Source organism: Pseudochrobactrum lubricantis, from assembly GCF_041929865.1.
GTDB lineage: Bacteria > Pseudomonadota > Alphaproteobacteria > Rhizobiales > Rhizobiaceae > Pseudochrobactrum > Pseudochrobactrum saccharolyticum.
This window is the reverse complement of record NZ_JBHEEE010000013.1, coordinates 1-24,467: the sequence shown is the minus strand read 5'-3', so window position 1 is coordinate 24,467 and position 24,467 is coordinate 1. Positions and strand designations below refer to the sequence as shown.

At 62.6% G+C, this 24,467-nt stretch carries 28 protein-coding genes; 3 read left to right on the top strand and 25 right to left on the bottom strand.

Annotated features, from left to right (window positions below; translation table 11 throughout):
- Positions 1-7 precede the first annotated feature (7 nt).
- From JNC80_RS18220 to JNC80_RS18135, 18 genes are all read right to left on the bottom strand, one after another.
- Positions 8-289, bottom strand: a complete 282-nt coding sequence (locus JNC80_RS18220) for a VirB3 family type IV secretion system protein (protein ID WP_110780670.1) — start codon at positions 287-289, stop codon at positions 8-10.
- Positions 289-621, bottom strand: coding sequence for a TrbC/VirB2 family type IV secretion system protein (locus tag JNC80_RS18215; RefSeq protein ID WP_009450539.1), 333 nt, complete (start codon positions 619-621; stop codon positions 289-291). The genes JNC80_RS18220 and JNC80_RS18215 overlap by 1 nt, the downstream gene beginning before the upstream one ends.
- Positions 618-1,610, bottom strand: coding sequence for a P-type conjugative transfer ATPase TrbB (trbB, locus tag JNC80_RS18210; RefSeq protein WP_035746328.1), 993 nt, complete (start codon positions 1,608-1,610; stop codon positions 618-620). Before trbB ends, JNC80_RS18215 begins: the two co-directional genes overlap by 4 nt.
- Before the next feature lie 146 nt (positions 1,611-1,756).
- Positions 1,757-2,218 (bottom strand): ribbon-helix-helix domain-containing protein, encoded by a 462-nt coding sequence (locus JNC80_RS18205; RefSeq protein WP_015740163.1) that lies wholly within the window; start codon positions 2,216-2,218, stop codon positions 1,757-1,759.
- A 14-nt stretch (positions 2,219-2,232) separates the two neighbouring features.
- Positions 2,233-4,221, bottom strand: a complete 1,989-nt coding sequence (locus JNC80_RS18200) for a conjugal transfer protein TraG (protein ID WP_088233914.1) — start codon at positions 4,219-4,221, stop codon at positions 2,233-2,235.
- A 175-nt stretch (positions 4,222-4,396) separates the two neighbouring features.
- A complete protein-coding gene (locus JNC80_RS20045) occupies positions 4,397-5,902 on the bottom strand; it encodes a DUF3363 domain-containing protein (RefSeq protein ID WP_510186706.1) in 1,506 nt (501 codons plus the stop codon).
- Between the two features lie 880 nt (positions 5,903-6,782).
- Entirely contained in the window at positions 6,783-7,490 is a 708-nt protein-coding gene (locus JNC80_RS18190) for a lytic transglycosylase domain-containing protein (protein WP_376711171.1), read from the bottom strand.
- A gap of 4 nt (positions 7,491-7,494) precedes the next feature.
- On the bottom strand, positions 7,495-7,830 hold the full coding sequence (locus tag JNC80_RS18185; protein ID WP_376711170.1) for a DUF736 domain-containing protein: 336 nt from the start codon (positions 7,828-7,830) through the stop codon (positions 7,495-7,497).
- A 35-nt stretch (positions 7,831-7,865) separates the two neighbouring features.
- Positions 7,866-8,411, bottom strand: coding sequence for a S26 family signal peptidase (locus JNC80_RS18180; RefSeq protein ID WP_376711169.1), 546 nt, complete (start codon positions 8,409-8,411; stop codon positions 7,866-7,868).
- A complete protein-coding gene (locus JNC80_RS18175; RefSeq protein WP_376711168.1) occupies positions 8,408-8,926 on the bottom strand; it encodes a DUF2840 domain-containing protein in 519 nt (172 codons plus the stop codon). Before JNC80_RS18175 ends, JNC80_RS18180 begins: the two co-directional genes overlap by 4 nt.
- Positions 8,923-9,177, bottom strand: coding sequence for a ribbon-helix-helix protein (locus JNC80_RS18170; protein ID WP_376711167.1), 255 nt, complete (start codon positions 9,175-9,177; stop codon positions 8,923-8,925). The genes JNC80_RS18175 and JNC80_RS18170 overlap by 4 nt, the downstream gene beginning before the upstream one ends.
- A complete protein-coding gene (gene parA / locus JNC80_RS18165; RefSeq protein WP_376711166.1) occupies positions 9,174-9,827 on the bottom strand; it encodes a ParA family partition ATPase in 654 nt (217 codons plus the stop codon). Before parA ends, JNC80_RS18170 begins: the two co-directional genes overlap by 4 nt.
- On the bottom strand, positions 9,824-10,969 hold the full coding sequence (locus JNC80_RS18160; RefSeq protein WP_376711165.1) for a replication initiator protein A: 1,146 nt from the start codon (positions 10,967-10,969) through the stop codon (positions 9,824-9,826). Before JNC80_RS18160 ends, parA begins: the two co-directional genes overlap by 4 nt.
- Positions 10,970-10,988: 19 nt before the next feature.
- A complete protein-coding gene (locus tag JNC80_RS18155; protein WP_010336149.1) occupies positions 10,989-11,270 on the bottom strand; it encodes a helix-turn-helix transcriptional regulator in 282 nt (93 codons plus the stop codon).
- 136 nt (positions 11,271-11,406) lie between these two features.
- Complete coding sequence (locus tag JNC80_RS18150; RefSeq protein ID WP_376711164.1) at positions 11,407-11,904, bottom strand: DUF2285 domain-containing protein; 498 nt, start codon at positions 11,902-11,904, stop codon at positions 11,407-11,409.
- Positions 11,840-12,172 (bottom strand): transcriptional regulator domain-containing protein, encoded by a 333-nt coding sequence (locus tag JNC80_RS18145; protein WP_376711163.1) that lies wholly within the window; start codon positions 12,170-12,172, stop codon positions 11,840-11,842. The genes JNC80_RS18150 and JNC80_RS18145 overlap by 65 nt, the downstream gene beginning before the upstream one ends.
- 128 nt (positions 12,173-12,300) lie before the next feature.
- Positions 12,301-12,576 carry a DNA -binding domain-containing protein gene (locus tag JNC80_RS18140; protein ID WP_020818552.1) on the bottom strand — a complete coding sequence of 92 codons (276 nt, stop codon included), beginning with the start codon at positions 12,574-12,576 and terminating at the stop codon, positions 12,301-12,303.
- Positions 12,577-12,636: 60 nt separating this feature from the next.
- Entirely contained in the window at positions 12,637-12,903 is a 267-nt protein-coding gene (locus JNC80_RS18135; RefSeq protein ID WP_020818551.1) for a helix-turn-helix domain-containing protein, read from the bottom strand.
- 319 nt (positions 12,904-13,222) lie between these two features.
- Between JNC80_RS18135 and JNC80_RS18130 the strand changes: the two genes are divergently transcribed.
- A complete protein-coding gene (locus JNC80_RS18130; protein WP_009450556.1) occupies positions 13,223-13,543 on the top strand; it encodes a helix-turn-helix domain-containing protein in 321 nt (106 codons plus the stop codon).
- Positions 13,521-14,762 carry a type II toxin-antitoxin system HipA family toxin gene (locus tag JNC80_RS18125; protein WP_376711162.1) on the top strand — a complete coding sequence of 414 codons (1,242 nt, stop codon included), beginning with the start codon at positions 13,521-13,523 and terminating at the stop codon, positions 14,760-14,762. The genes JNC80_RS18130 and JNC80_RS18125 overlap by 23 nt, the downstream gene beginning before the upstream one ends.
- 95 nt (positions 14,763-14,857) lie before the next feature.
- Here the strand turns inward: JNC80_RS18125 and JNC80_RS18120 are convergent, their stop codons facing one another.
- The 3 genes from JNC80_RS18120 to JNC80_RS18110 all read right to left on the bottom strand — a co-directional run bounded on the left by JNC80_RS18120 (position 14,858) and on the right by JNC80_RS18110 (position 16,194).
- Positions 14,858-15,184 (bottom strand): DUF736 domain-containing protein, encoded by a 327-nt coding sequence (locus JNC80_RS18120; protein ID WP_038146388.1) that lies wholly within the window; start codon positions 15,182-15,184, stop codon positions 14,858-14,860.
- Positions 15,185-15,365: 181 nt separating this feature from the next.
- Positions 15,366-15,572, bottom strand: coding sequence for a hypothetical protein (locus JNC80_RS18115; RefSeq protein WP_081874956.1), 207 nt, complete (start codon positions 15,570-15,572; stop codon positions 15,366-15,368).
- 181 nt (positions 15,573-15,753) lie between these two features.
- Entirely contained in the window at positions 15,754-16,194 is a 441-nt protein-coding gene (locus tag JNC80_RS18110) for a hypothetical protein (protein ID WP_038146389.1), read from the bottom strand.
- A gap of 229 nt (positions 16,195-16,423) precedes the next feature.
- Here JNC80_RS18110 and JNC80_RS18105 point away from each other — a divergent pair, with 229 nt between their 5' ends.
- Complete coding sequence (locus JNC80_RS18105) at positions 16,424-16,924, top strand: hypothetical protein (RefSeq protein WP_376711161.1); 501 nt, start codon at positions 16,424-16,426, stop codon at positions 16,922-16,924.
- 32 nt (positions 16,925-16,956) lie between these two features.
- Here the strand turns inward: JNC80_RS18105 and JNC80_RS18100 are convergent, their stop codons facing one another.
- The 4 genes from JNC80_RS18100 to JNC80_RS18085 form a co-directional block, all read right to left on the bottom strand.
- Complete coding sequence (locus tag JNC80_RS18100) at positions 16,957-17,883, bottom strand: DUF2493 domain-containing protein (RefSeq protein ID WP_009450561.1); 927 nt, start codon at positions 17,881-17,883, stop codon at positions 16,957-16,959.
- Positions 17,884-18,190: 307 nt separating this feature from the next.
- The gene (locus JNC80_RS18095) at positions 18,191-19,228 is read right to left on the bottom strand and encodes a DUF7146 domain-containing protein (RefSeq protein ID WP_376711160.1); all 1,038 of its coding nucleotides are present in this window, start codon (positions 19,226-19,228) and stop codon (positions 18,191-18,193) included.
- Entirely contained in the window at positions 19,228-23,550 is a 4,323-nt protein-coding gene (locus JNC80_RS18090) for a strawberry notch-like NTP hydrolase domain-containing protein (protein ID WP_376711159.1), read from the bottom strand. The genes JNC80_RS18095 and JNC80_RS18090 overlap by 1 nt, the downstream gene beginning before the upstream one ends.
- Positions 23,551-23,707: 157 nt before the next feature.
- Entirely contained in the window at positions 23,708-24,352 is a 645-nt protein-coding gene (locus tag JNC80_RS18085) for a DUF8835 domain-containing pootine (RefSeq protein ID WP_299363755.1), read from the bottom strand.
- Positions 24,353-24,467: the final 115 nt, after the last annotated feature.

Genomic DNA, 24,467 nt, shown 5'->3' with positions numbered 1-24,467 from the left:
CGCGCCCTCACACCGACAGATGACCGGGGATGCGCAGATGCCTGCGCCCGACCTCGACGAAGAGCGGATCGCGTTTGGCAGCCCATACCGCGAGGAAATGACCGACTGCCCAGATGGCGATGCCAACCAGCCAGAGACGGAGGCCGAGGCCGACGGCGCCGGCCAGCGTGCCGTTGACAATGGCAATCGAACGCGGTGCGCCGCCGAGCAGGATATGCTCGGTCAGCGCCCGGTGAACCGGGATGGAGAAGCCCGGCACCGTATCGAGCTGTTCAAACCCGCCCGCCATCAGATGAGCGCCCCGCCGCCGAACGAGAAGAACGACAGGAAGAAGCTCGACGCGGCGAAAGCGATGGACAGGCCGAAGACGATCTGAATCAGGCGGCGGAAGCCGCCGGAGGTATCGCCAAAGGCCAGCGCCAGGCCGGTGGCGATGATGACGATGACGGCGATGATCTTGGCGACAGGACCCTCGATCGACTGGAGGATCGACTGAAGCGGTGCCTCCCAGGGCATGGAGGAGCCGGAGGCGTGTGCGGCAGGCGCCAGCATCAGACTGATGGAAACAGTGGCAGCGGCGGTTGCCATGATGCGGCAGCCGCGTGAAATCGTGCGGATCATGAAGGGTTTCCTTTCGGGGTGGTTGCCAAAGTGATGGGATGCGTGATGGCGTAATCGCCGTCCGGCCCCAGCCCATCGACGCGGGCGAGTTCGACCAGCCGGCGGGAAGAGCCGCGTCCGGCAAGAACGGCGACGAGGTCGATTGTCTCGGCAATCAGGGCGCGCGGGACGGTGATGACGGCTTCCTGGATGAGCTGTTCGAGGCGTCGCAGCGCGCCAATGCCGGAACCGGCATGGATGGTGCCGATCCCGCCCGGATGGCCGGTGCCCCAGGCTTTAAGGAGGTCGAGAGCTTCGGACCCGCGCACCTCGCCGACCGGGATGCGATCCGGGCGCAGGCGTAGCGACGAACGCACCAGATCGGAGAGCGTCGCCACGCCATCTTTGGTGCGCATCGCGACCAGATTGGGCGCGGCGCATTGCAGTTCGCGCGTGTCTTCAATGATCACGACGCGGTCCGAAGTCTTGGCGACTTCTGCCAGCAGCGCGTTGGTCAGCGTGGTTTTTCCGGTCGAGGTGCCGCCCGCGACAAGGATATTGGCGCGCGTGGCGACGTTCAGGCGCAGCACCTCGGCCTGAGCACTGGTCATGATCCCGGCGTTTACATAGTCGTCGAGCGTGAACACCGCGACGGCAGGCTTGCGGATGGCAAAGGTCGGCGCCGTGACGACAGGCGGCAGCAACCCTTCGAAGCGCTCTCCGGTCTCGGGCAGTTCAGCCGACACACGCGGATTGCGGGCATGAACCTCGGCGCCGACATGATGGGCGACCAGCCTGACGATCCGCTCGCCATCGGCAGCCGACAGCCTCTCCCCCGTATCGGCCAGCCCTTCGGAGAGCCGATCCACCCAGATGCGGCCATCGGGATTCAGCATCACCTCGACCACAGCTGGATCTTCCAGAAACCGGGCAATCGATGTACCGAGCGCGGTGCGCAGCATCCGCGCACCACGCGCAATCGTCTCGGGTTTCTGATGTGATGCGGTCATGGCGGCCCCGTTCATGGCGGGACGCGCAAAAGACGGACCCCGGATTGGGGTCGATTAAAAGAACCTGATTTAGGGCCGTTTCAACAGATGTTTACGCGTGTGCGGGCATCGGCGGCGCAGGGCGGTAAATAGGATGGATCGAAAGTTCAGAGCTGGTTTCCATCCGCTTCGGACTGGCCTTGTGACGAAAGATCGTGAAGCGAATCGATATCCCGCGACAACTCTTTCAGGAATCTGTCGCCGGAAGCCAGGCGCTTGCCCAGCGTCTGCATGAAGCCTTCGAAGCGCTCGTTGCCCTTGATGCGTGCCGACTGTTTCGCGCTATCTGACAGCGGCGGCGTCATGGTGAGCCAGAATTGTACGAACAGCGAAAGCGTCTCGCCGAGGATGGCGACATCTTCGTCCAGCATATCGAACTGGCGGCCAAGCTTATCCAGGCGTCGCGACATTGCGGCTTCCAGCCGTTCGGTCGTGTCACCGGACAGGAAGGATGCGACCGCAGCCTCGATCACTGCGGATTTTGAAACATTGCGACGCAGCGCCAGACCCTCGACCTGCTTCAGCAGATCCGGGGAGAAGTAGACATTCATGCGGGTGCGGCTCGTCATGCCTGTCTTCCTTCTCAAAGCTCGATGCCGTCATTTGGGTCGAGTGACGCCTGCCGCGCGACCATGCGCATCCGCTGACGCATGGCACGGGCTTTGGCGGCATCGACGTCGGGCTCATCATCGAGAAAATCGAACTCCTGCGATGGCGGCGGTGGTGGCGGGATGATTTCCTCATGTTCGGGAAGCTCCGGCTCAAGACGGATACCGGCATTGGCAGGATCGTCGTCGGACCTGTTCGACGCGGGTCCGTGGCCGGCCGCGGCCGCAACAACACGGCTCGTCCAGTCGTCTGGTGCCGATGTTTCCATCTTCACCGACTGCTTGTGCAGATCGGGCGGCGGCAGCACCCGTTCCTGAAGCCGCGCATCGGCATAGTAGCGCGCCTTGGCGGCGCGGATGGGCGGCACACCCGCTACCATGACGATCTCGTCGGTTGGCGGAAGCTGCATGATCTCGCCCGGTGTCAGGAGCGGCCGCGCTGTTTCCTGCCGCGAAACCATGAGATGCCCGAGCCAGGGCGCGAGGCGATGGCCCGCATAGTTGGTGGAATCGCGCATTTCCGTGGCCGTGCCGAGCGCATCACTGATCCGCTTGGCGGTGCGTTCATCGTTTGCGGCAAAGGCGACACGCACATGGCAGTTGTCGAGAATGGCGTTGTTCTGTCCATAGGCCCGCTCGATCTGGTTGAGCGACTGCGCGATCAGGAACGCTTTGAGGCCGTAGCCGGCCATGAAGGCGAGCGCCGATTCAAAGAAATCAAGCCGCCCGAGCGCGGGGAACTCGTCCAGCATCAACAGGAGACGATGGCGTTTTCCGGTGGTTTCCAGTTCCTCGGTCAGCCGCCGCCCGACCTGATTGAGGATCAGACGGATCAGCGGCTTGGTCCGATTGATGTCCGAGGGCGGTACGACGAGGTAGAGGCTGACCGGTTCTTTTGCTCCGACCAGATCAGCAATGCGCCAGTCGCAGCGGGCCGTCACGCGGGCCACGACCGGATCTCGGTAGAGACCGAGAAAGGACATCGCCGTGGACAGCACGCCGGAGCGTTCGTTCTCGGATTTGTTCAACAGCTCGCGTGCCGATGAGGCGATGACGGGATGCACACCGGCTTCGCCCAGATGCGGCGTGTCCATCATGGCGCGCAAGGTCGCCTCGACCGGACGGCGCGGATCGGACAGAAAGCTCGCGACCCCCGCCAGCGTCTTGTCCTTCTCGGCATAGAGAACATGCAGGATGGCGCCGACCAGTAGCGAATGGCTGGTCTTTTCCCAATGGTTGCGCTTGTCGAGACTGCCCTCGGGATCGACCAGAATATCCGCGATGTTCTGGACATCGCGGACTTCCCACTCCCCCTGACGGACTTCCAGCAGCGGGTTGTAAGCTGCGGAATGCACATTGGTCGGATCGAACAGCAGGACGCGGCCGTGATGGGACCGGAAGCCGGCCGTCAGATTCCAGTTCTCACCCTTGATGTCGTGCACGATGCAACTTCCCGGCCAGGTCAGCAGCGTCGGCACAACGAGACCGACGCCTTTGCCTGATCGGGTGGGCGCGAAACAAAGGACATGCTCGGGGCCGTCGTGCCGGAGATAGTCCTTGCTGTGCCTGCCAAGGACCACGCCATCGGGACCGAGCAGTCCGGCAGCATGGATTTCCTTGTCCTCGGCCCATCGCGCAGAACCGTAGGTGGCGACGTTGCGCGCCTCGCGCGCCCGGATGATCGACATGAAAAAAGCGGCGGCGATAGCGAACAACGCCCCGGACGTGGCGATGAACGCGCCTTCGGTGAAAATACCGGGCGCATAGGCGTCATAGGAAAACCACCACCAGAAGAAGGCCGGAGGATAATAGACCGGCCATCCCGCAACATCGAACCATGGATTGCCGAGCTGGGGCTGAAAGCCAAGGCGGAAGGCCACCCATTGTGTCGAAGTCCAGACCATCACCAGGACAATGGTGAATACGACAATGATCTGGCCCCAGAGTATTCGGCCACCACGCATACAGGCTCCAATCGGCAAGAGAGTCGGAGCCGATCAAAGAATAGACGTTTTCGAAAGCGGCAACAGGAAAAGCAGGGGTGCCGTGTTGCCGGATACTATCGGCGGCACATCGGACAGGCCCTTTCAGATGTCGATGTCGACAGAACAATTTGCGAGGTGCCAGATCGGCAAAGGCTCAAATCCCGAGCCCTCGTGTTCGCCCCATTTGCCACGATACCGATCCACCCTGCACGATGCCCGCAATCTCGCGGCCGAGCTGGCGGTCGATCACTGGCCGCCATGGGACAAGAGTGAACTCGTGGCTCTTTTCGACAATGGCGAACTTGCCGCTCGATAGATGTGCGGTCCCGGTCAACTTGCCGCTGATATTTTCGCCATCGGCAGCCGCCCGGAACGGCAAGCCTTTGCTGCTGGCCATTTCCGCACCGACGCGGGCCACTTCCCTTTCTCGCAGATTGGCGAGCAGGTTGCGCCGATAGAGGATGCGTCCATTCTGCTGCCGCGTGGCATCGCCCTGTGCGATATGGTGTTCACGCCGCTGGTCCATAGCCTCGCGCACCTGCTGGCCGAACCCTGCCGGGGTAAGGTCCGAGGCGTCCGGTGTGACCAATCGCCGGTCCAGCCAGGTCGCGCCATCCGCGCCGATCTGCTTTTCCAGATCGAAGGTCGAGACGACACGGATGCTGGCCTGCCGGTTGCGACCGGCATCATAGGCGGTGGCGCGGCTCTCGAAGTCTTCGGGGATGTGCCACTGGTCGGCGTCGATCCGCTCGGCAATCCCGGCCCGGCGTAGCGATTCCAATCGCCGGACATGGGCATCGACATAGCCCTCATAATCGCCACCCGGCACACGTCCCTCGAACTTCGCCTGTTCGAGGTGGCGGCTCGGTCGGTAGATACCATTTTCCGAGATCGCAGCGATGGTACGATCAGAGGGACGTTGTGCTGTATCGGCGGGACCGACTTCCACGATGCTGCCGATCCGGGCATCTTCGACGCGGGCCGGATCAATGCCGGGAAGATGGTGTGTTCGCCCGTCGATGCCGTCCACCACGAGCGTCAGGTTCTCGCCCATCTCGTCGGTGGGATATTTGTCCACGACGCGGCCGGTGATGGGCGCCGCGGGTGCGGCATCGTGAAGCTGGAAGGTCATCGGATCACGTTCCTGCCCATCGGCCTTCAGCGCCTTGTGCATGTTGCGGATGATGTCACCGCGCTCACCGAGTTCACGCAGCGCCGGTTCCATCTTCGCGCCAAGCTCCCAGACGCCGGGTGCATGTTCCGTAGCCAGCCCCATCTTTTCCAGCTTGGCGAGACGGCGCAGGCGAAGTGTGCGGTTGAACTGGCGGCGTGCATCTGCCGGTTCGTGGCGCAGATCGAGGAACCTTTCTTCGGCTTCCTCGGTCATGGCGCGGTCGATGCGCGTGAAGCGGTCCTGATCGATTTCGGCAGACAGCTTGCGGCTCTGCTCGATCTCGGTCACGGGGCCGAGTTCCAGCGTGGTCAGTTCGCTCGCCCGCTCACGAATACCATTGGCGAGATAGTCGCCATTGATAACCAGGTTCTCGCCCAGATCGTCCTTCCCCCGAACGATGATATGGGCATGGGGATGGCCGGTATTGTGGTGATTGACCGCCACCCAATCGAGCTTCGTGCCAAGATCGCCCTCAATGCGGCTCATCAGATCGCGGGTGTGCTCGGTGAGATCGGAAAGATCGGCGGCATCTTCCGGCGAGACGATGAAGCGGAACTGGTGGCGATCATCCTTGCCGCGGTCAAGAAACGCATCTCCATCGGCGCGGTCCTCGTTCGCCGAATAAAGCTGGCCGCGCTCGCCATCACGCGATGTCCCGTCTCGCTGGATATAACGCAGATGGGCAGCCCCTTTGCCATTCTTTCCCGCGCCTTGGACATAACGGGTTTTGACGACGACGCGGCGCGCTCCGGCCGTACTGTGACGCCAGCCGCCCGACAGGGTTCGGGCGCGGACAAAGGCCGCACCACGACCACGCTTGACGCCCGGACCTTTGCCAGCCTGCGACGCCTTCCCGCTCTTTCCGGCAGAACCAGATGAAGACGACGAGGATGTCCGTGATGCGAATGAAGATGATCTGCCGGGGCTGTTGCTATGCTGACGCGCCAGCTTCTTTGCCTGCGTCAGAAAGCTCTTCGCCTTGCCCGCCTTCGGCACGTCCGACCTGATGCGGCCAGGCTTCGGGAGAAAGCGGTTCTCGTCGTCGCCACTCATCGTCGCATCCGAAGCCGTGACGGCGGAAAATCGGCCGATATTCGGTTAGAGTGCCGGTCAAAACCCAGCAACGCCAAGGCTTTGCGCCATATCGCGGCACGCGAGGCCCAAAAGCATGGTGCCGTGCGCCGCGTCCCAAAACAGTGTGCAGACAAGGGCTTGCCCAGAAACCGCCCCGACAGGGTGCCGGTTTCCTTTATCTTGCCCTCCGCCTTTCCTTCCCTATTTGCCCTTCCTGCCAGGAATGCTGCCAGGCGCACCCAAGCCTGACTGCACACCGAAAGCGGACCGAAGGCGCGTGGAGACGCCATGCTCATGGCGCATCTCCATTGCTCGCACGGGCCACGAATATGCCGCTGTCCTGCGGCTCCTGAACGGCGGGATCGCGCAGAGAAGCGGTTGCGTGGATGTCGCTCGATGGCTGATCAACCGCCGCTGAAATGCCGCCGGATTGCGCAACGAAGAGCGGAGCTTCGCGCCAATCCGGTGGCGGCGGCACGATTATCGGCACATCAGGCACAGTCGCACTGCCGAGAACAGGTGCGAGCGTGGCGACATAGGCGCGTGTTTCTGCGGGCAAAACGCGGCCCGTCGCCAGATGCTCGTCATAGCGACCGGGACCGGCATTGTAGGCGGCAAGCATGGCCGCGACATTGCCGTAGCGGTTCCACATCTCGCGCAGATACGCCGTGCCTGCGAGGATGTTATCGCGCGGATCGTAAGGGTCGCGCCCGAGACCATGGCGGCGGCGCAGGCCCGCCCAGGTATCGGGCATGACCTGCATCAGTCCCATCGCGCCCGCCGATGAAATGGCGCGCACATCGCCCGCACTCTCCACACGCAGCACGGCTCGAATCCAATGCTCTGGTATGCCGAAGCGCAGTGATGCCTCGGCAATGAACGCAGCATGGGGATGCGCGGTGACGGGCGCAGGTTGCGTCGTGACCTGCGCCATGGCCGGCATCGAGCCGCTGCCAGCCGACAGCAGGGCCGTGAAGAGAAGAAGGGTGCGGGATCGCATGATCTCAGTCCCGATCTTCGCGGGGCCGCGGGCGGCTCCAGTGCAGCGACCATGACGAGCCTGCATCGTCGTCGCGAAACAGATTGGCGCGGATCGGCTGCGGTAAGGCGGGATCGTCGAGCAGCACCGAGAGATATTCGCCAGCCTTTTCGCCGGTGCGTTTCCATGCAGCGCCGACCTCCGGCCCGTCATGTTCAATGAAATGAACGCGATAGTCCGGTGCATTCTCCGCAGCGGATTGTTCAGCGGGCACGATGACGAGATCGCGCTTCATGGTGAGCGTTACGAGCTGACCCGCGAAGCCGGATGCGTCACGCGAGAATTGACCGATCTGTGGCATTGTATGTCTCCTGTGTTTGTGGGTTTGGCGTGGGTTCAATGCGTGACCGCCCGCCATTCGTAGCGGCCATCGCCTTCCTCATCGGTCCAGAGCGGAAGCGCCCGCCCGATGACGGAACTGGCGAGAACAGGTCCGAAGTAACGGCCGTCGAGGCTGTCCCGGATTTCCCAATTCATGAGGAAGAGTTCGCCGTCGCGGATGATGCGGCAGCCCTGCCAGACCGGCAGATCGCGTCCCATGCGGTCGCGCTCCAGCGCGTCCCCCATCTCGGCGTTATCGACGGTGATCGTCGCACCGCTGCGGCAGACGCGCTGTCCCGGCAGGCCGAGGACGCGCTTCAGCAGCGGCACGCCGCGCCCGATATAGCCGCGCTCGACCATGAACCGCTCCAGCGGTTCAGGCGGCATGATGGCGACGAGTTCGGGAATTTCGAGCGCATCGGCGGGAGCAACCGTGTAGAGGCCGATGGGGGCGCTGGCGGTCGCATTCCAGATCAGCCGGGTTGGCAGATCGACGACAGCCGTGACGACAAGCGTGCCAACGGCTATCATTGTCACGGCGAGGATATGACGGCGGCTCATGGTGCAATCCTCCGGCGGCTGACCCATGCGGCATGGCGCTCCGGGGTGTAGGGATTGGGTTCCTGGCCGGCGATCATGTGGTTGTGGACGTGCCGCCAATGATCCGGCGCAACATCCGCCGGATCGACGCCAAGCGCGTCCACGGCATCGATCAGGGCCAGCACCCGCTGGACCTTTGGCCAGCCATCGATACGCAGCAGGATCTCACCGCCAGGACGAACGAAGGGCACGGTCTGGAACGGTTCGCCACGTCCGACAGCGCGCAGGATGTCGAGCCGCGAGACGATGGTGCCGTAATCGTTGGAGGCCCAGCGGACGAAGGCGAAGATGCTTTCGGGTGCGAAGCCGACGAGACTGCGGCGGCGGTCGATGATCTGCTCAAAGCTCTTGTGGCCGAAGCGTATCCAGCGCTCGACATTCCGCTTCTGGAAGGTCAGTTCGACAAATGTGGTGAAGGGCGCTGGACCGTCCGCCAACGGACGCTCATGCGCGCCACGCCCGGTTCTCCCGATCATGACGGATCTCCTTCGGTGGGTGGAAACTGGCTGTCGAGCAAAGCGCGCAGCATGACGGCGACGGTGACACCGCGCCGGAAAGCGGCAACCTTGATGCGCCCGCGCAGTTCGGGCGTAATGTCGATGGTCAGGCGGGCGGTGAACGCCTCCGTCGCCGACTTGCCGGTTGTCGGCGCATCGGCAGCTCTGACCCAGCTATCGGGATTGCCCGGACGCGATGCGAAGCCGGATTTGACGGGCGGACGGGTCATGGCACGATCCTCCCGATCCCGAGGCTATCGATCTCGGCCACCAGCGCTGTGACTTCCCGTGCGGCCCGTTCGCCGCCATCGGTCTCCGATACCAGCCGTCCGGTCTGTGCGGTTTCGGCGAAGGCGACACGCTGGCCGATCGTCGTGGCCAGCAAGGGCGGATCATGGTCAGCCAGTGTCTCGGCCGTTTCGCGAGCGATCACGGTGCGCGCCCCACATCGGTTCAGCAGAAAGCGGGCGGCAAGCTCGGGACGATAGATGCGTGCTTCGTTCAGAAGCGCCAGCATCTCGGCCGAGGCCCAGCCGTCGAAGGGCGATGGCTGCACCGGGATCAGCACCAGATCGGCTGCAAGCAGCGCAGAGCGCATCAGACCGGCGACACGGGGCGGACCATCGATGACGACATGATCGGCGTCACGCGCCAGCTCCGGCGCTTCCCTGTGCAGCGTATCGCGGGCAAGGCCAATGACGGTGAATAGCCTCGGCAGCCCCTCATGGCTGCGCCGCTGCGACCAGTCGAGTGCGGAGCCTTGCGGATCGGCATCGATCAGGATGACGCGCTTGCCTTGCGCAGCCCAAACTCCGGCGAGATGCAGCGCCAGCGTGCTCTTGCCCACGCCGCCTTTCTGATTGAGGAGCGCGACGATCATCGCCGCCCCCCAGGCTTGCCACGAGGAAGTTCAGGCGTGTTCGCTGGCGCGATTGTTCCTGGGTTTGCGTGTGTCAGCTTGCCTTTGCGGACACCCGATTTCAGCGTCGCGCCAACCTTCGCGATGAGCTTTTCCACATCGCGCCGCCGCTCTTCAAAGTTAGATTCTGTGTTAGACTCTAAGTTAAGGGCGCGATTTTCGCTTTTGTTACCGAAGGATAAGCGGTGTTTGGGTTCCCGATAGCACGAGCCTCCGGTTCCTGATGGCACGATAGTCCGGGTTCCCGATAGCACGAGACTATCCACAGGTTTTCCACAGGCCGGGACAGGCTCGAAAGCGAGCAGCATCCGGCCGCCGGTTTCGACCTCGGCGAACAGGGTGTAGCCGGGCAGTGGCTGGCGGCGGATAATGTCGCGCAGCTCGAAGGCGAAGCGCTTGAACGGCGACAGACTGCCCGATTTCTGGTGCAGGTGACGGAAGTCGAACCGCCAACCGTTTTTCTGCCGCCCACCATGCTTGCGCACCAGGCGATAGAGCCAGCGATCCAGCCCGCCGGTCAGATTGAAATAGGCCCGGTCGATGGTGAGGATCAGGGCGTCATCCAGAACCGCACTGTAGAACCAGTCGGGCACGATCATCTCGATGCCGTCCGGGCGGCCATTGGCATCGGTCCGCTCGTGCCATTCGTTGATCCACGAAAAACGATGTCGCCGTCCATTCGCGCGCTGGCGGATCGAGGTTGCAACCGTGGTCGATTGCAGCCGGTCCAGCGCCGCCTTCAGGCGCTGATAGTCCCTCAGGGAGGTTCCGCGCCCTGTGAATGTCAGGATTTCATAAGGCGTTGCCGCCATCAGGCGCGACGTGCGCAGACCGGCGTCCCGCGCTTCCACGATCTGGCTGGCCGCCCAGATCAGTATATCGGCGTCCCAGATCGTCGCCATACCGTGATCGGGAACAGCTTCGACACGGATCGAGACGTTGCCCAAGGCAAAGTCAATCGGGCGGATACGGTGCGATTTGGAAAGGGAAAAGAAAGGATAGGCCATGAGATCCTGCGCGTCTCGTGGCGCGAGTTCACCGGGAAGCGCCCGAAACAGATCGAGTTGCCCGCGTTCCGAGGCGGATGGGTGCTGCGCTGCCATCAAGGGCTGACCGCCGTGTTCAGCGCGTAATGCGCTTGGGCGAGGTGAATGCGGTCGGCGGCAGAGGTTTCGCCGGGAGAACCTGTCCGCGTGGGTCCGACGTGGAGGTAACCGATCCGCGCGCAACCCAGGCTGCGAGATCCTCGACCGAATAGACAACGCGGCCGCCGAGCTTGTGATAGGCAGGTCCGGTTCCGTAGGTTCTGTGCTTTTCCAGTGTGCGCGCGGACAGGCTGAGGAAATCGGCGGCTTCCTTGGTGCGCAGGTAGCGTGGCGGCAAGGCGGCGAGATCAGGTCGCATGGGGTGGCCTCCGTGGTTGTGCAGGATGCCGCTGACGATCAACGGCATGACATGCGCACGGTGGCGAAGGCGCGGCGGCATGGGGGATGAGGAAGATCGAAGGGGTAGAATCCTCACCCTCGATCAGACGTCAGTGTCAGGGTTTGCGACGATGGCGCAAAAGGTCCTGATAACCGCCGTCGATCAGCGCGGCGGCAGATCGGACAAGGGCAATGACAGAGGCGCGCAAAGCCGATGTCTTCCACGGCTCAGCGCGAACGCGCGCCTCTCCGTAGATGGCGATGGCAATCTCACGATAGGTCGCGTGGTTGGCGTTTCCGTCGGCAGCTTGCATCATCAGGCGAAACCGCCGGCGCTGATACGGCGTCATCCTGGGGTCGCGGCGCGCGGGTTTCCCGGCCAGCATGTGCCAGAGCCTGAGAATGGCTTCGAGCCGATCCGGCAGATTTTGGTCAAGTGGCAGGATGATCGCCGGCTGCGAATTGGCATCGGTGTCGGCGAGGATCAGATATTGAACGCCGTCGCTGACGTCACAGACACCATATGTCCCCTCTGGTCCGCAGATGGCATCAGCAAAATCGACCGATAAGGCGGACGGAGAAGGCGGAAGAAAATCGGGCGCTGCCCCGAGCATCAGCATGTCCGGATTGGCAACAGGCGACCAGATGACCGGTTGGTCGAGCGCGGAAAAGCCGGGGTCTGCCGGGAAATCGCAACCCCCAGCGATGTTGGACGTGATCCGCAAGGGGAAGATGCCCGGCGCCTTGCGCTACAAGGTCATCGAAACAGGCCTGATAGGACGCGTTACGGCGCAGGCATTCCCAGGCGACGCCCTCAACGGGCAGCGCATCGTAGAATTCATACTGGTCCTGGTCTCGCCAGCGGGATGTATCCGGCTTCATTGCTCCGCTCCTGGTTGAAACTGCACAGGTGGAGCGTGAAAGAATTGCGGTGCCTCTACCGAGATGGAAGCCAGAACAAAGACATGGGGTGATGCTCTGAAGGCATCACTGGTGCGACGGCGGCGAGGTCAGGTCCGATCTGTCGGATGACGCAGCAGCTGACGATAGCCGCTCTGTGTCATCCAGCGCGCCCGTCCCAGATGGCTGTCATGGACCTGCCGGGCGCGTTCAGGTTCCCGAACAGGATCAATTCCGAACAGCACATTGACGGCTTCGGCCCATTCCGCCCCATCATCGGCGGCATCGAGCAGCCGCATATAGAGCTTGATATGCGCGCGGTCATATTCGGTCAGCTCGTCGCTAACAGGTGCAATATCGTCGAAGGGGGGAAGCGGAGATGTCATGTCGGGGGTCGCCACAGAGCACAGGCCGCCGCAGCGGATCGATGATTCCGCCCGCGCCCGTCAGGCGTCATGGATCTGTCGGTGTCTCTTCTCGTCTTGGCCATGTACCAGCAACACTCCTTGCCCGCGATCCGTGGACAGGAGAACAATCCCTGCTGCTTCAAGCGCCCGGCGCACCTGATCCCGCGTTGTCTCATACACCTCGAGCCGGTTCTCGGACTCAAGGCGTTTCAGGGCAGTCAGCGATATTCGGGCCTTGTCAGCGAGCGTCTCCTGCGTCCAACCCAGCAACGCGCGTGCGGCCCGCGACTGTCGAGCGGTGATCATGCATGATCACCTCCCATCGCGACCGGCGCGCATTCCAGAACTACGGCTATTTTAGTCGTCTTCGCCCGATACGCCATACGAAATCGTCGAATCTGGTCAGGGCGTTATCTGCACGGCTGAGCATGCAGCCCGACTGATTCGCCTGTATGCCGCAATTGCAGCACTTGTGCTGGCCGTAACGCCGACCAGCGCAGAATGATCCCTAAACGCTCCATGGGAAATGATAGTGATATGTTTGGAGATCATTTTCTTTGCGTTTTGCGCTGGATATGGTACCCATCCAGATCAGTGCAGCAAAAATGATCCGTAAAGGCATCACATGAAGGCGGAAGAAGAAACACTGAGGCTGATCGGCGACCATTTTCGCCGCGCGCGTCTTGCAGCGGGGTTGACGCAGGAGCAGGTGGCCGATCTTGCGGGCATTTCGCGCCCGCGCTACCGCGACATCGAGACGGGGGCGGCGGCTGCGCGCACCACGACATTGATCAACATTGCCAGGGCGCTTGGGCTGGAAATGATGCTGGTCCCGCAGGCAATGGTGCCCGCCATCGAGGCGCTTTTGCGCCCCGAGGCCGAGGATGATCATCCGGCCTTCAGCCCGCAACCGGAGAGCGACGATGACAGCCGTCCGTACCGCTGAGACCATCACCGCGCTGGACGTGTTCCTGAACAGTGCGAAGGTTGGCACGATCGTCAGGACGCCGGGTGATTTCTACGCCTTCAGCCTTGATCCGGCCTATCGCGCGACTGGAGGCCATCCGGTTCTGAGCCTATCCCTTCGCGCGGCATCAGGGGGCTTGCGCAAGGATCCGCGACCCGTCGCAGGCAGCCTGCCGCCCTTCTTTGCCAACCTGCTGCCCGAAGACCGGCTGCGCGAGGCGATGGAAAAGCACCATGCGGGTAATGTGCGGTCGGGGAATGATTTCGATCTCCTGGCCACCCTTGGTGCGGATTTGCCGGGGGCCGTTCGGGTGCTGCCCAGTGACGGTCAACCCGGCATCGGGGCGGCGCCAACCCAAGGACGGCCCAAGGCCCGCTTCTCGCTGGCAGGCGTGCAGATGAAGCTCTCGGTGATGAAGAACACCGGCAAGGGCGGCGGGCTGACCTTGCCGCTCGGGGATGACGAGGGCCAATATATTGCGAAATTCCCCTCGACCGCCTTTCCGGGCGTGTCGGAGAACGAGTTCGCGAACCTCGCGCTTGCCGAAGCCATCGGCATGAATGTGTCCGAGCGGGAACTGGTCAGCCGAGACCAGTTCGAGGGCATTCCCGAAGAGTTTGAAACACTTGCCGAGGGGCTGGTCCTGCTCGTGCGGCGTTTTGATCGCGGGGCAGACGGGCAGCGCATCCATATCGAGGATTTCGCGCAGGTTTTCGGCCTGTACCCGGCGCGCAAATATGATGGCGCCGCCTCCCACGACATCGCCTCTGTGCTGAATGTTGCGATCTCGCCGTTCGCCGCGCTGGAGTTTGTCCGGCGGCTGACCTTCTCGGTGGTCATGGGCAATGGCGACATGCACCTCAAGAACTGGTCGCTGATCTATCCGGGCGACGGCGACACGCCCGCTCTAGCACCGATCTACGACATGCTTTCGACCGTGCCCTATATTCCGGCAGATGGGCTGGCGCTGTCTCTGGGCGGCGAGCGGGCCTTCAAGGGCTTGGCCCCGGCCCGCTGGAAGACGTTTGCCAATCGGGCAAGGCTTCCCGAGCCAGCCGTGCTCAAGGCCGTTGTCGAGACGGTGAAACGCATTGATACGAAATGGTGGACACTGCCGGAGCGCGAAGTGGTCCCGCCGCCCGTGCTGGAGCGCATCGACGCCCATGTCAAAACCATCATCCCGATCCTAAGCGCCTGATCCGTGCCAGACACGACAGGGCGCGGTGGCGTGACGACTTTCCCGCGGACATGAGAAAGGCCCCGACCTTGCGGTCGGGGCCTTTGTGCCGCGCCTTAGTCGCCGCGGCGACCGTTGGGGCGGGACCAGATGAGGGAGAAGGTTTCGCCTTCTTCGTCATCGAAGAGGTTGGCGTAGATCGGAGCGTTGAAGCTCGGATCGTCCAGCTTGAGGCCCAGATAGTCGCGGCCCTCGTTGGAGCGCTTGGACCAGGCGGCGCCGATCTCGGCGCGGCCGACCAGAACCCGGTGGCTGGGGGCGTTTTCGCCGGTAGCGCGCAGGTCGGGGATGATGCGCACGCCCTTGGCCTGGACGCTGAGGGTGACGATGTCGCCGGTGAATTCGTTCGAGCCGGTCTTCTTGAAGGTGCCGATGGTTGCCATTTTAAGTCTCCGTTTTCCGTTTCCGAGCCCGCACCATTGCGGCCTCTATGGCGATCGACCGGCCGGAGACGAACGCTGGCGCACCCCCTCGGGGGCTGGACAGCACAGGAGGAACTTTCTTGTTCCGCGCGGAATGGCGGCTCTGCCGTCAGGGGAAGAAAGTTGTGACGACGCTGTTGCGCTAAAGCGGTCGAAGCGCATCGCGCTGCTCTTCGGCCAGATCAGGCCATTGAAGAGGCCGTTTGGAGTGGTCGAGACACGGGGGCTGAACGGAGATGTGGCAACCTTGAGGCTCCATCAGGATGACCTGACCGGCAACACCGGCCTTTCCTGTCACCCTGCGTCTCAGATCATGCGCATCTCTGCTTCCGGCCTGTTCCACCGGCATGCCACCACCCGCGGGTTTCCGTCAGTCTGCACGCGCTGGTGCCGACCGTCCTGCGCTCCTATGGGCCGCGTCTGTGCCCCAGGTTGATCCGGTGATTGGCCGCTGTCTGTCACCATTTTCCTGACGAAGACGGAAGACGATCAGCATCCGCTTCTGGTCGCCATCAACGGATCATTGCGGTTCAGGTTCGTGCAAAGCCGCCGTCCGCGTGGTCGGTTGCCGCCATGCCCGCAACGCGCAGGAACGCCGTCACGCCCACCGCAACCGCTCCGATCACCGAGAAGATGAGTTGCCATATCTCCGAGGGCATCATGTGCTTGACAATACCGAGCGTGGCGTAAAATCCGGCCATTCCCGCCGGAGCGACGAAGGCCAGAGCAATCAGCAGACGCGCCCACATCGGGCGGATCAGCATGAGCAGGCCCTGACCAACAGCCAGCGTCAGACCGGCGGCGAGAAGACCAACGACGATGCCGCCGAGCCAGCCAGCCCCAGTATCATAGGCCAAGGCGCCTGCATTCAGGCCAATAAAGAACGGCAAAGCGAATACGGCGAGATTGAACAGCAGCCAGCACATGGTGCCGATGGCTGCGATGGAAACGAGGATTCCGAGAACGATCATGGTGGTGTCTCCGTGCAAAAGGTTGGACGGTTGCGCCTTCCACCACCACCATGGCGCAATCACAGCATAGCAGCATTCCTCTCACCGCGCGAGAAGCGATGGCTTTCGAGGCCAGGCCTGTCCGAAAACTCGCAGTTTGAATGAGAAAGCTTATGCGTCTGGTGGACCAGTATCTGCTGCACCTCTACGATGACCATATCGTTGGGCGGAAGGATGCGGGTTAAACTTTATGGCAGAAGTCGATTGGTCAGATCGGGCATTTTACGACGATGGCGAATGGGTAAGCTGGTCAGACATTGACGAACAGCTTCGCCACAAGGAATGGGGAGCGAAGTATCCAAAGGCCATCCGATCAATGATCCCGTATTTTGAGGACCTGATCTCACTCGCTGAGAGCTACCATCTGGAGACGGGCCTGCATTTGTCCGTGTATGGCGACATCGGTGAGCTGTTCGGTGCCATCACCTACGGCATCAAGTTGAACAAGACCTACGCGCAGGGTTCGGACGGCAGGCTCGAAAACGATCATGTCGAAATCAAAACCATCACACCTTTCAAGACCAAGGACGTAGTGATGGTGGATACATCGAGGCATTTCAACAAGTTGCTCGTGGTCAAAATAAATGCGGAGTTCCAGGTCTCCGGGCGAATGGTCAGCCGCAAGCAATTGCCAAAGCGCTCAGGCCGTTATCTCCGGATTCGCTGGGAGGACCTGGCGCTCTTGCAGTAGTGCGCAATGGCGTTATGCCGAACCGGCAGCGCTCACGCGCTGCCGGTCCCGAAGCGATAGACTGGGATGCCCATCTTGCGGGCCTTGTCGGCAAGGTTGTCCTGAATGCCGGTGCCGGGGAAGATGATGACCCCGATCGGCATGATGTCGAGCATCTGGTCGTTGCGCTTGAACGGTGCTGCCTTGGCATGTTTCGCCCAGTCAGGTTTGAAGGCGACCTGTGCGACCTTGCGGTTATTAGCCCATGTGGCCGCGATGCGTTCCGCGCCCTTGGGCGATCCGCCATGCATCAGCACCATGTCCGGGTGCTTGGCGTGGACCTGATCGAGCTTGGCCCAGATCGTCCGGTGATCGGTGGTGTCACCGCCCGAGAAAGCGATTTTCGGTCCGGCGGGCAGCAGCACCTCGTTGTCGGCCCGGCGTTTTGCGGCGATGAAGTCGCGGCTGTCGATCATGGCCGAGGTCATCTGGCGATGGTTGACCCGTGAGCCGGAGCGTTGCGACCAGGGCGTTCCGGTGGTGCGCAGATAGATGTCGGCGGCGGTATCGCGGAAGGTTTCCATGCTGTCGCGGCGCTCGATCAGGCTTTGTCCCGCGCCGATCAGGGTTTCGAGCTGGACGGATTTGACCTCGCTGCCATCCTGTTCACGCTGAAGGCGCTTCTGTGCCTGCTCGTTATCGTCGAGTTTGGTCTCGATCCGCTCGACAGCGCGGTGGAAGGTGTTGACGGTGGACCAGAGGATCTCGTCGAGGTCGAAATCGAGGCTGGTGTCGGCCATGGTGGAAATCAGGGCGTCGAAGATGTCGGAAACTGCGCCCTGGATGACGTGATCTTCGGGTGTAATCCGGGGATCGGCCTCGTCTTCGGAGGGACGGTAGCCGTAGAGTTCGAGTTCTTCGATGGCATGGCCGGTCGGGGACGTGCTGTGATCGGGTTCGAAATCGTCGTGCGCGTACATGGGATGCTTCCGTCAGTTGGACCGCGACCGTCGCGGCCTTCATGGCGAGACACGCCCACGGGCGCTCCGGTCTGGCAGCGCGAGCCTCTGGCGAGGGCCTTGATGGCAAAGCCCGGCTGATTTGTTTCGCGCTGTAAAGGCGGGCTTGCCCGCCGACGGAAATCAGTCGGGCGCCGCCATTGCCTGACCGGAGCGTTTGTGGGCCGATCGCCCTCTCGGAAGGCCAAGGCGCGGTCCTCTGCTGATGACAGGATGCAGCCTGCACGCATGACAGGATCGGAACGGTCCGATCACGGCCCCGTGCCGGCTATGCAATTGAAGCCATGAAGCGGCTGACGTCCTCGGGAGCGATTTGCACCCGGATCTCTGTCCGAACGGCATCCAGTCCATGAGTTGTGAGATCTTCGTTGAAGTCCCCCATCATGGGGGAGAGCGTGATGGTCTCGATCCCGACCTCGTGCGCCCGGTCCACCAGGCTATCGCGGGCGCTGTCACCTGCCGGATCGTTGTCGCGGACGATATAGAGCCTGCGCAGGTGCGGCGGGAACAGGATGGCAGCGAGATGCCCGGCCGAGAGTGCGGAAACCATTGGCATGGTGGGCAGAGCCTGACGCAGCGACAGGATGGTTTCGATACCTTCCCCCGCTGCCATGACATCCCGCACATCCCCGAAACGAACCGCATGTCCGAGCAGGTCGCCCATTGCCTTCCTCGGCGGATCGACAGGTGCCTTGCCGGAACCGTCAGGGGCCAGCCATGTGCGGTGCGCACCGGTGATCCTGCCATCGAGGTCGGTGACGGCGGCGATCATGGCGGGCCATGTTTCGGTCGTGCCATCGTCCTCGGGCCGCCAGTAGCAGTTGGGATGGAAGCGCAGATTTGCGGTTTGGCGTAAATCCGTAATGCCGCGTCCGCGTAAATACGCTTCTGCGGTACTGCCGATCAGCGGCTGCGTCATGCGCCAGAGGCGGCGTGCTGCCTCGGATGATCCCGATGGTGCTGGCGTTCTGGACTGACGGGATGGCGGCTGCGGTTCAGGATGCGGCAGGCTGAGGAAGCGCCGGGCCTCTTCGGCAACGTCTGCGAAGTCGATCAGGCCGAGCGAGTCCCGGATCACGTCCAGCAGATCGCCATATTCACCCGTGGCCGAGTCCTGCCATTTGCCGGCAATGCCTTTCACGCTGTCGTGCAGCCGGACGAACATGGAGCGGCCAGCCGTGTTTCGGACATCACCAACCTGCCAGTAATTGCCCTGTTTGCGACCATTCGACAGATAGTGACGGCACACCGCCTCGGCCTGTCGGCCGAGACGCTGCGCCAGTTCGGAAGCGTTGAGACGCGCCATTATGCGGCCTCCCGCTCACCGATGCGCAGGGCCGGGAAGCGGTCGAGCAGTTTGCCGGTGATCTCCGGTCCTGTTGCATCGACGGGCACGAAGAAGCGCAGTTTCCACGAGATGATCTCACTGAAGAGGCCATAGGCCCGCAGCCGTTCGCGCATCGCGTCAGTAAAGCCGGTCAGTTCGATCCGGTTGGCGCCCATGACGCGGACGCGGCGCAATTGCAGCCCCTCGGCGAGATCAAGGATCGTGCGACCTTCGATCAGCGCGGTATAGGCGGCATCCGGTGTCAGGCTGTTGGTGACGCCACTGGTCGAAGCATTGGCGGCCCAGGCCGGCGATACCCGGCGACCGATGATGCGTTCGCCCTCGTCGGTCTGGAGCCGATAGACGCGGGCGGAGTCCTGCGGCAGGCGTTTCCAGATCGGCAGAAGCAGCCCTGTCACCATATGCAGGATGCTGTCGGTGAACTCCGGCACCTGGGCCAGTTCCGCCTTCCAGGCTGTGGTGAAGGCGGCACGGTCAGCCTCGATCCAATGGGTCTCGCCCGTCGCCCGCACCGGAATGTTCATCGCCTCCATGGGACGGATCAGCCGCACGCGCCGTTCGATCTCGCCATCATCCAGCATGACGCTGGTGGTCGGGATCTGCACGGCGGCGCGACCGGATCGCTCGTTGATGAGCAATCTTGCGCGGGGATCATCCAGTTCCGCGAGGGCCGCATCGAGCGTGACCGGCTGATTGCGTTTGCGCTCGGTGAGCGTCAGGAGCCGGGTTTCCGCGCCGGTGCCCGGATGGGTGTGGATCACTTGCCGGTCGGTGACGATGAAACTTTCGGCCTTCAGCGTTTCCAGCCCCATATCATAGGTGCCGGATGCAATCGCCCCGTCGATACGCGCCTGCAGAAGCTGCTCGAAGGCGGCGAACAGGATACCCTGCAATTCGATGGTCAATGCTAGCAGGCGGTTGAGGAAGGTGGTGATCGGCGGCAGGTCGTCCTTCACACCATTGCCGTCCATCAGCTTCAGGCCGGTTGCGGATTCAAACCGTTCGAGCGAGCATCCCTCGACCTTGCCGCGCACAATCAGAAGATAGAGCTGGCGCAACGCATCGCGAGCATAGGCGGATTCCAGATTATCCTCGGGACGGAACAGCCCCTGACCGCCGGTCTGGCGCTGGCCGCGTGTGATCGCGCCCAGCGTGTCGAGGCGGCGGGCGATGGTCGAGAGAAAGCGCTTCTCGGCTTTGACATCCGTGGCGATGGGCCGGAAGAGCGGCGGCTGCGCCTGATTGGTACGGTTGGTGCGACCCAGCCCCTGAATGGCGGCATCGGCCTTCCAGCCAGGTTCCAGCAGGTAATGCACGCGCAGCCGCTGGTTTTTCGCCGAGAGTTCGGCGTGATAGCTGCGCCCCGTGCCACCGGCATCAGAGAAGACCAGAATGCGCTTCTGGTCATCCATGAAGGCCGAAGTCTCGGCAAGATTGGCAGAAGGCGCACGGTTCTCGACCGCAAGACGTGCCGATGCCCCGTCACCCTTGCGTACGATCCGGCGTGAACGGCCCGTGACCTCCGCCACCATATCCGTGCCGAAGCGCTGGACGATCTGGTCGAGCGCACCGGGGACAGGCGGAAGCGAACCGAGTTGCTCCAGCATCTCGTCGCGCCGGGCCACGGCTTCGCGGCATTCCACCGGCTGACCATCACGGAAGACGGGGCGTGACGAGAGGTTCCCCTCGCCATCGGTGAAGGGTTCATAGAGCTGCACCGGGAAGGAATGCTGCAAATACGAGCCTACATATTCCCTCGGCGTGACATCGACGGAAATATCGTTCCATTCCTCGGTCGGGATCTCGGAAAGCCGCCGTTCCATCAGCGCCTCGCCGGTCGAAACAATCTGGATGACGGCCGCATGGCCCGCTTCCAGATCGACATCGATGGAGCGGATCAGAGTCGGTGTTTTCATGGAGGTCAGCAGGTGGCCGAAGAAGCGCTGCTTGGTGGACTCGAACGCTGAGCGGGCGGCGGATTTGGCCTGCCGGTTCAGCGTTCCCTCGCTGCGTGTGATGTGCGCAGCCTCCATCGCCGCGTCGAGATTGTTGTGAATGACGGCGAAAGCCCCGGCATAGGCATCATAGATGCGGCGCTGTTCGACGGTGAGCTGGTGCTCGATCAGTTCATATTCGACGCCATCATAGGAGAGCGACCGGGCGGTATAGAGGCCGAGAGATCGCAGATCGCGGGCCAGCACTTCCATGGCCGCAACGCCACCGGCTTCGATCGCCTCGACGAACTCTGCACGCGTATGGAACGGAAAATCCTCACCACCCCAGAGGCCGAGGCGCTGCGCATAGGCGAGATTGTGGACGGTGGTGGCGCCGGTTGCCGAGACATAGACCACGCGGGCATCGGGCAGCGCGTGCTGAAGCCGCAGGCCCGCACGTCCTTGCTGCGAGGCGGCGACATCGCCGCGTTCGCCTTTTCCGCCACCGGCATTCTGCATGGAATGGCTCTCGTCGAAGATGATGACCCCATCGAAATCGGACCCCAACCATTCGACGATCTGCTTGACGCGCGAAACCTTTTCGCCCCGGTCGTCGGAGCGCAGCGTGGCATAGGTGGTAAAAAGGATGCCTTCCGACAGCTTGATCTTTACGCCTTGAGGGAAGCGTGACAGCGGCGTGACCAGCAGCCGTTCCATGCCGAGCGCCGACCAGTCGCGCTGCGCGTCCTCGATCAGCTTGTCGGATTTGGAGATCCAGATCGCCTTGCGCCGACCGCGCAGCCAGTTGTCGAGAATAATGGCGGCAGACTGGCGACCCTTGCCAGCGCCGGTTCCGTCACCGAGCATGAAGCCCCGGCGGAAGCGGATCGATCCGGCAGCATCCTCGTGCGCGGCGCTCACAGTGTCGAAATGCTCGTCCACGGTCCAGCTGCCGGCAAGATGATCGGCATGGGCTTCACCGGCATAGATCACGGTTTCGAGCTGGGCATCCGACAGACGCGTGCAGATGTCGGCGGGCAGCATGGGCCGGTAGGAAGGCTTCGGCGGTGCGACCGAGGCCATGGCGGCGGATTGCACCAGCTTGGTCGGATGCGGCTGCGCGCCGGGAATACGCAGCGATTGCAGCGCATATTCCTCGTAGATGGCGTCGGACAGCCGAACGCCTTCCGGTGGCGTCCAGTCCACAGTCTCATAGGCAAGTTCGACGCCCTCCGGATCGTTGGCGGGAGCCGCAGCAGGCCGCGGTGCTGTCACACGGGCCAGATAGCCGCGCACGGTTTTCGGAGCGGCGGTCAGAGCGGGTGCCACGATCTTCGGCAATGATACCGGCGAACGCTGCGGGACATGCGCCTCGATCCATCCGATCAGCGTGGCAACATCAGGCGCGATCCCCGGTGAGGCCGGAAAACTCGCCGGATCCTCGGCGGGCAGTTTGTCGATCACGGTCAGCCGCGTGTCGATCGTGGTGCCGTGCTTTGCATAGACCGCGCCATCTACGGCGGCGCTGAACACCACGCGACCACGGGCCTGCAAGCGGATGAAGGCGTCCCGCCATGCCGGAGCTTCGGGGCCAAAGCCTGCGCCGGTGATCGTCACCAGCCGACCGCCCGGTGCAAGACGGGCCAGCGCCGAGGCAACATGGCGGTAGGCCGCATCGGCGACACGCCCACTGACATTGGCCATGACCGAGAATGGCGGGTTCATCAGCACCACGGACGGGACGGCATCCGGGGCCAGATGATCGTCGATCTGGGCGGCGTCGAACCGGGTAACGGCGAAGGCCGGAAAGAGCGAGGACAAAAGATCGGCGCGGGTGTCGGCGAGTTCGTTGAGGATCAGCGAGTTGCCGACAATCTGCGCCAGGATCGCCAGAAGGCCGGTGCCAGCGGACGGTTCCAGCACCCTGTCATCAGGTGTGATCGCGGCGGCCGTCAGAGCGGCAAGGCCGAGGGGGATCGGCGTCGAAAATTGCTGGAAGTTCTGGCTTTCCTCGGAACGCCGGGTCTGCGTGGGCAATAGTCCCGCGATCTTTGCCAACACGGAAACCCGTGTAGCCGGAGACGCGGCTTTACGGAAAAGCGCCTTTCCGTATTTGCGCAGGAAGAGAACCGTTGCGACCTCGCACGCCTCATAAGCCATCTTCCAGTCCCAGACGCCGGTAGCATCGGACGCGCCGAAGGCCGTTTCCATAGCACCGCGCAAGGTGGCGGCATCGACACGCTGACCGCGTTCGAGATGGGGGAGCAGGAGATTGGCCGCAGCCAGGATCGCAGGCGCGGCCGCCAGCGGTGTGACCGGATCGGCTACGGGGAAAACCATGTTCATGTCGGGAACCTCAGGAGAGCGGGAAGGACAAGCCCGGACAGCGCTCTCTCTCGACCACCCGGACCTGACCCTTTCCGGCCCACCTCTCACTCTCAAAGCGCAGCATGAAAAAGCGCCCCGACCGGACGGCGGGGCGCTTGTCAGTGTCTTCTCGGGATCATCCGAAGCGGCGACCGGCTTCGGTGAACGTGTATTCATTGGCGGCGATGGTTTCATCGACCGCTTCGTCCGAGGACAGATAGTCATATTCGCGCTCAAGCTGGCGGTAGAGCCAGCGGGCCAGATCGCGCAACGCCTCGATGATCGTCTCCTCGGCATCGGCGGTCATGTCCTGCCAGGTCGGGCTGTCGCGCTCGACCGAGATCGACATGCAGTATTCGTGATAATAATGGCCGCGATGGCTGGCCTCTGCGCGAATCTGATAGAAGTTTCGGCGCTGGATCGCCTGAAGGGCATCGGCGATGCGGTGCAGTTCGGTGTCCTGCGGGGCGTATTCCCGGATCAGGTGCGGCGCCTGTTTGCGGTAGGAATAGAGAGATTCGAAGCAGGCACCGTCCCCTTGTGACCAGAAGCCCCGGAACCAGATGCACGGTTCCTGCCGTGTGCCGCCGTCCATCAACCGGACGGTGCGGGTCTTGAGGTTGAGCCCGAGGATTTCGGCGATGCGCTGGAAATCCTCATAGACGGCATCGTACCAGTCATAGTCGAAGCCGCCCTCACGATACCAGGCGCGGGCCTTGTCCTTCGCCGCGTCGGAAAGTTCTCCCAAGCGATAGACGGTGGTTTCGATGATCTCAGGCATAGGGATCTCTCCCTTCCAAAACCGAGGAAAGCCAGCCGTGGACTTGCTTCGTAAAAGTGGAGAGGTTTTCTTGAGTTGAAAGGAAACTTACATGACGAAGCGAGCAGATTTTACG

Excerpts from the sequence above, each read along its gene's own strand:
- JNC80_RS18125 (WP_376711162.1), top strand. The coding sequence starts at position 13,521 with ATGACAGCCGTCCGTACCGCTGAGACCATCACCGCGCTGGACGTGTTC.
- JNC80_RS18150 (WP_376711164.1), bottom strand. The coding sequence starts at position 11,904 with ATGCTCGGGGCAGCGCCCGATTTTCTTCCGCCTTCTCCGTCCGCCTTA.
- JNC80_RS18115 (WP_081874956.1), bottom strand. The coding sequence starts at position 15,572 with ATGCCGGTGGAACAGGCCGGAAGCAGAGATGCGCATGATCTGAGACGC.
- JNC80_RS20045 (WP_510186706.1), bottom strand. The coding sequence starts at position 5,902 with ATGAGCCGCATTGAGGGCGATCTTGGCACGAAGCTCGATTGGGTGGCG.
- JNC80_RS18095 (WP_376711160.1), bottom strand. The coding sequence starts at position 19,228 with ATGGCGCGTCTCAACGCTTCCGAACTGGCGCAGCGTCTCGGCCGACAG.
- JNC80_RS18190 (WP_376711171.1), bottom strand. The coding sequence starts at position 7,490 with ATGCGATCCCGCACCCTTCTTCTCTTCACGGCCCTGCTGTCGGCTGGC.
- JNC80_RS18140 (WP_020818552.1), bottom strand. The coding sequence starts at position 12,576 with ATGACATCTCCGCTTCCCCCCTTCGACGATATTGCACCTGTTAGCGAC.
- JNC80_RS18145 (WP_376711163.1), bottom strand. The coding sequence starts at position 12,172 with ATGAAGCCGGATACATCCCGCTGGCGAGACCAGGACCAGTATGAATTC.
- JNC80_RS18215 (WP_009450539.1), bottom strand. The coding sequence starts at position 621 with ATGATCCGCACGATTTCACGCGGCTGCCGCATCATGGCAACCGCCGCT.
- JNC80_RS18090 (WP_376711159.1), bottom strand. The coding sequence starts at position 23,550 with ATGAACATGGTTTTCCCCGTAGCCGATCCGGTCACACCGCTGGCGGCC.
- JNC80_RS18135 (WP_020818551.1), bottom strand. The coding sequence starts at position 12,903 with ATGATCACCGCTCGACAGTCGCGGGCCGCACGCGCGTTGCTGGGTTGG.
- trbB (WP_035746328.1), bottom strand. The coding sequence starts at position 1,610 with ATGACCGCATCACATCAGAAACCCGAGACGATTGCGCGTGGTGCGCGG.
- parA (WP_376711166.1), bottom strand. The coding sequence starts at position 9,827 with ATGATCGTCGCGCTCCTCAATCAGAAAGGCGGCGTGGGCAAGAGCACG.
- JNC80_RS18220 (WP_110780670.1), bottom strand. The coding sequence starts at position 289 with ATGGCGGGCGGGTTTGAACAGCTCGATACGGTGCCGGGCTTCTCCATC.
- JNC80_RS18170 (WP_376711167.1), bottom strand. The coding sequence starts at position 9,177 with ATGACCCGTCCGCCCGTCAAATCCGGCTTCGCATCGCGTCCGGGCAAT.
- JNC80_RS18120 (WP_038146388.1), bottom strand. The coding sequence starts at position 15,184 with ATGGCAACCATCGGCACCTTCAAGAAGACCGGCTCGAACGAATTCACC.
- JNC80_RS18185 (WP_376711170.1), bottom strand. The coding sequence starts at position 7,830 with ATGCCACAGATCGGTCAATTCTCGCGTGACGCATCCGGCTTCGCGGGT.
- JNC80_RS18110 (WP_038146389.1), bottom strand. The coding sequence starts at position 16,194 with ATGATCGTTCTCGGAATCCTCGTTTCCATCGCAGCCATCGGCACCATG.
- JNC80_RS18160 (WP_376711165.1), bottom strand. The coding sequence starts at position 10,969 with ATGGCAGCGCAGCACCCATCCGCCTCGGAACGCGGGCAACTCGATCTG.
- JNC80_RS18155 (WP_010336149.1), bottom strand. The coding sequence starts at position 11,270 with ATGCGACCTGATCTCGCCGCCTTGCCGCCACGCTACCTGCGCACCAAG.
- JNC80_RS18205 (WP_015740163.1), bottom strand. The coding sequence starts at position 2,218 with ATGACGAGCCGCACCCGCATGAATGTCTACTTCTCCCCGGATCTGCTG.
- JNC80_RS18105 (WP_376711161.1), top strand. The coding sequence starts at position 16,424 with ATGGCAGAAGTCGATTGGTCAGATCGGGCATTTTACGACGATGGCGAA.
- JNC80_RS18130 (WP_009450556.1), top strand. The coding sequence starts at position 13,223 with ATGAAGGCGGAAGAAGAAACACTGAGGCTGATCGGCGACCATTTTCGC.
- JNC80_RS18200 (WP_088233914.1), bottom strand. The coding sequence starts at position 4,221 with ATGCGTGGTGGCCGAATACTCTGGGGCCAGATCATTGTCGTATTCACC.
- JNC80_RS18175 (WP_376711168.1), bottom strand. The coding sequence starts at position 8,926 with ATGATCGGGAGAACCGGGCGTGGCGCGCATGAGCGTCCGTTGGCGGAC.
- JNC80_RS18100 (WP_009450561.1), bottom strand. The coding sequence starts at position 17,883 with ATGTACGCGCACGACGATTTCGAACCCGATCACAGCACGTCCCCGACC.
- JNC80_RS18180 (WP_376711169.1), bottom strand. The coding sequence starts at position 8,411 with ATGAGCCGCCGTCATATCCTCGCCGTGACAATGATAGCCGTTGGCACG.
- JNC80_RS18085 (WP_299363755.1), bottom strand. The coding sequence starts at position 24,352 with ATGCCTGAGATCATCGAAACCACCGTCTATCGCTTGGGAGAACTTTCC.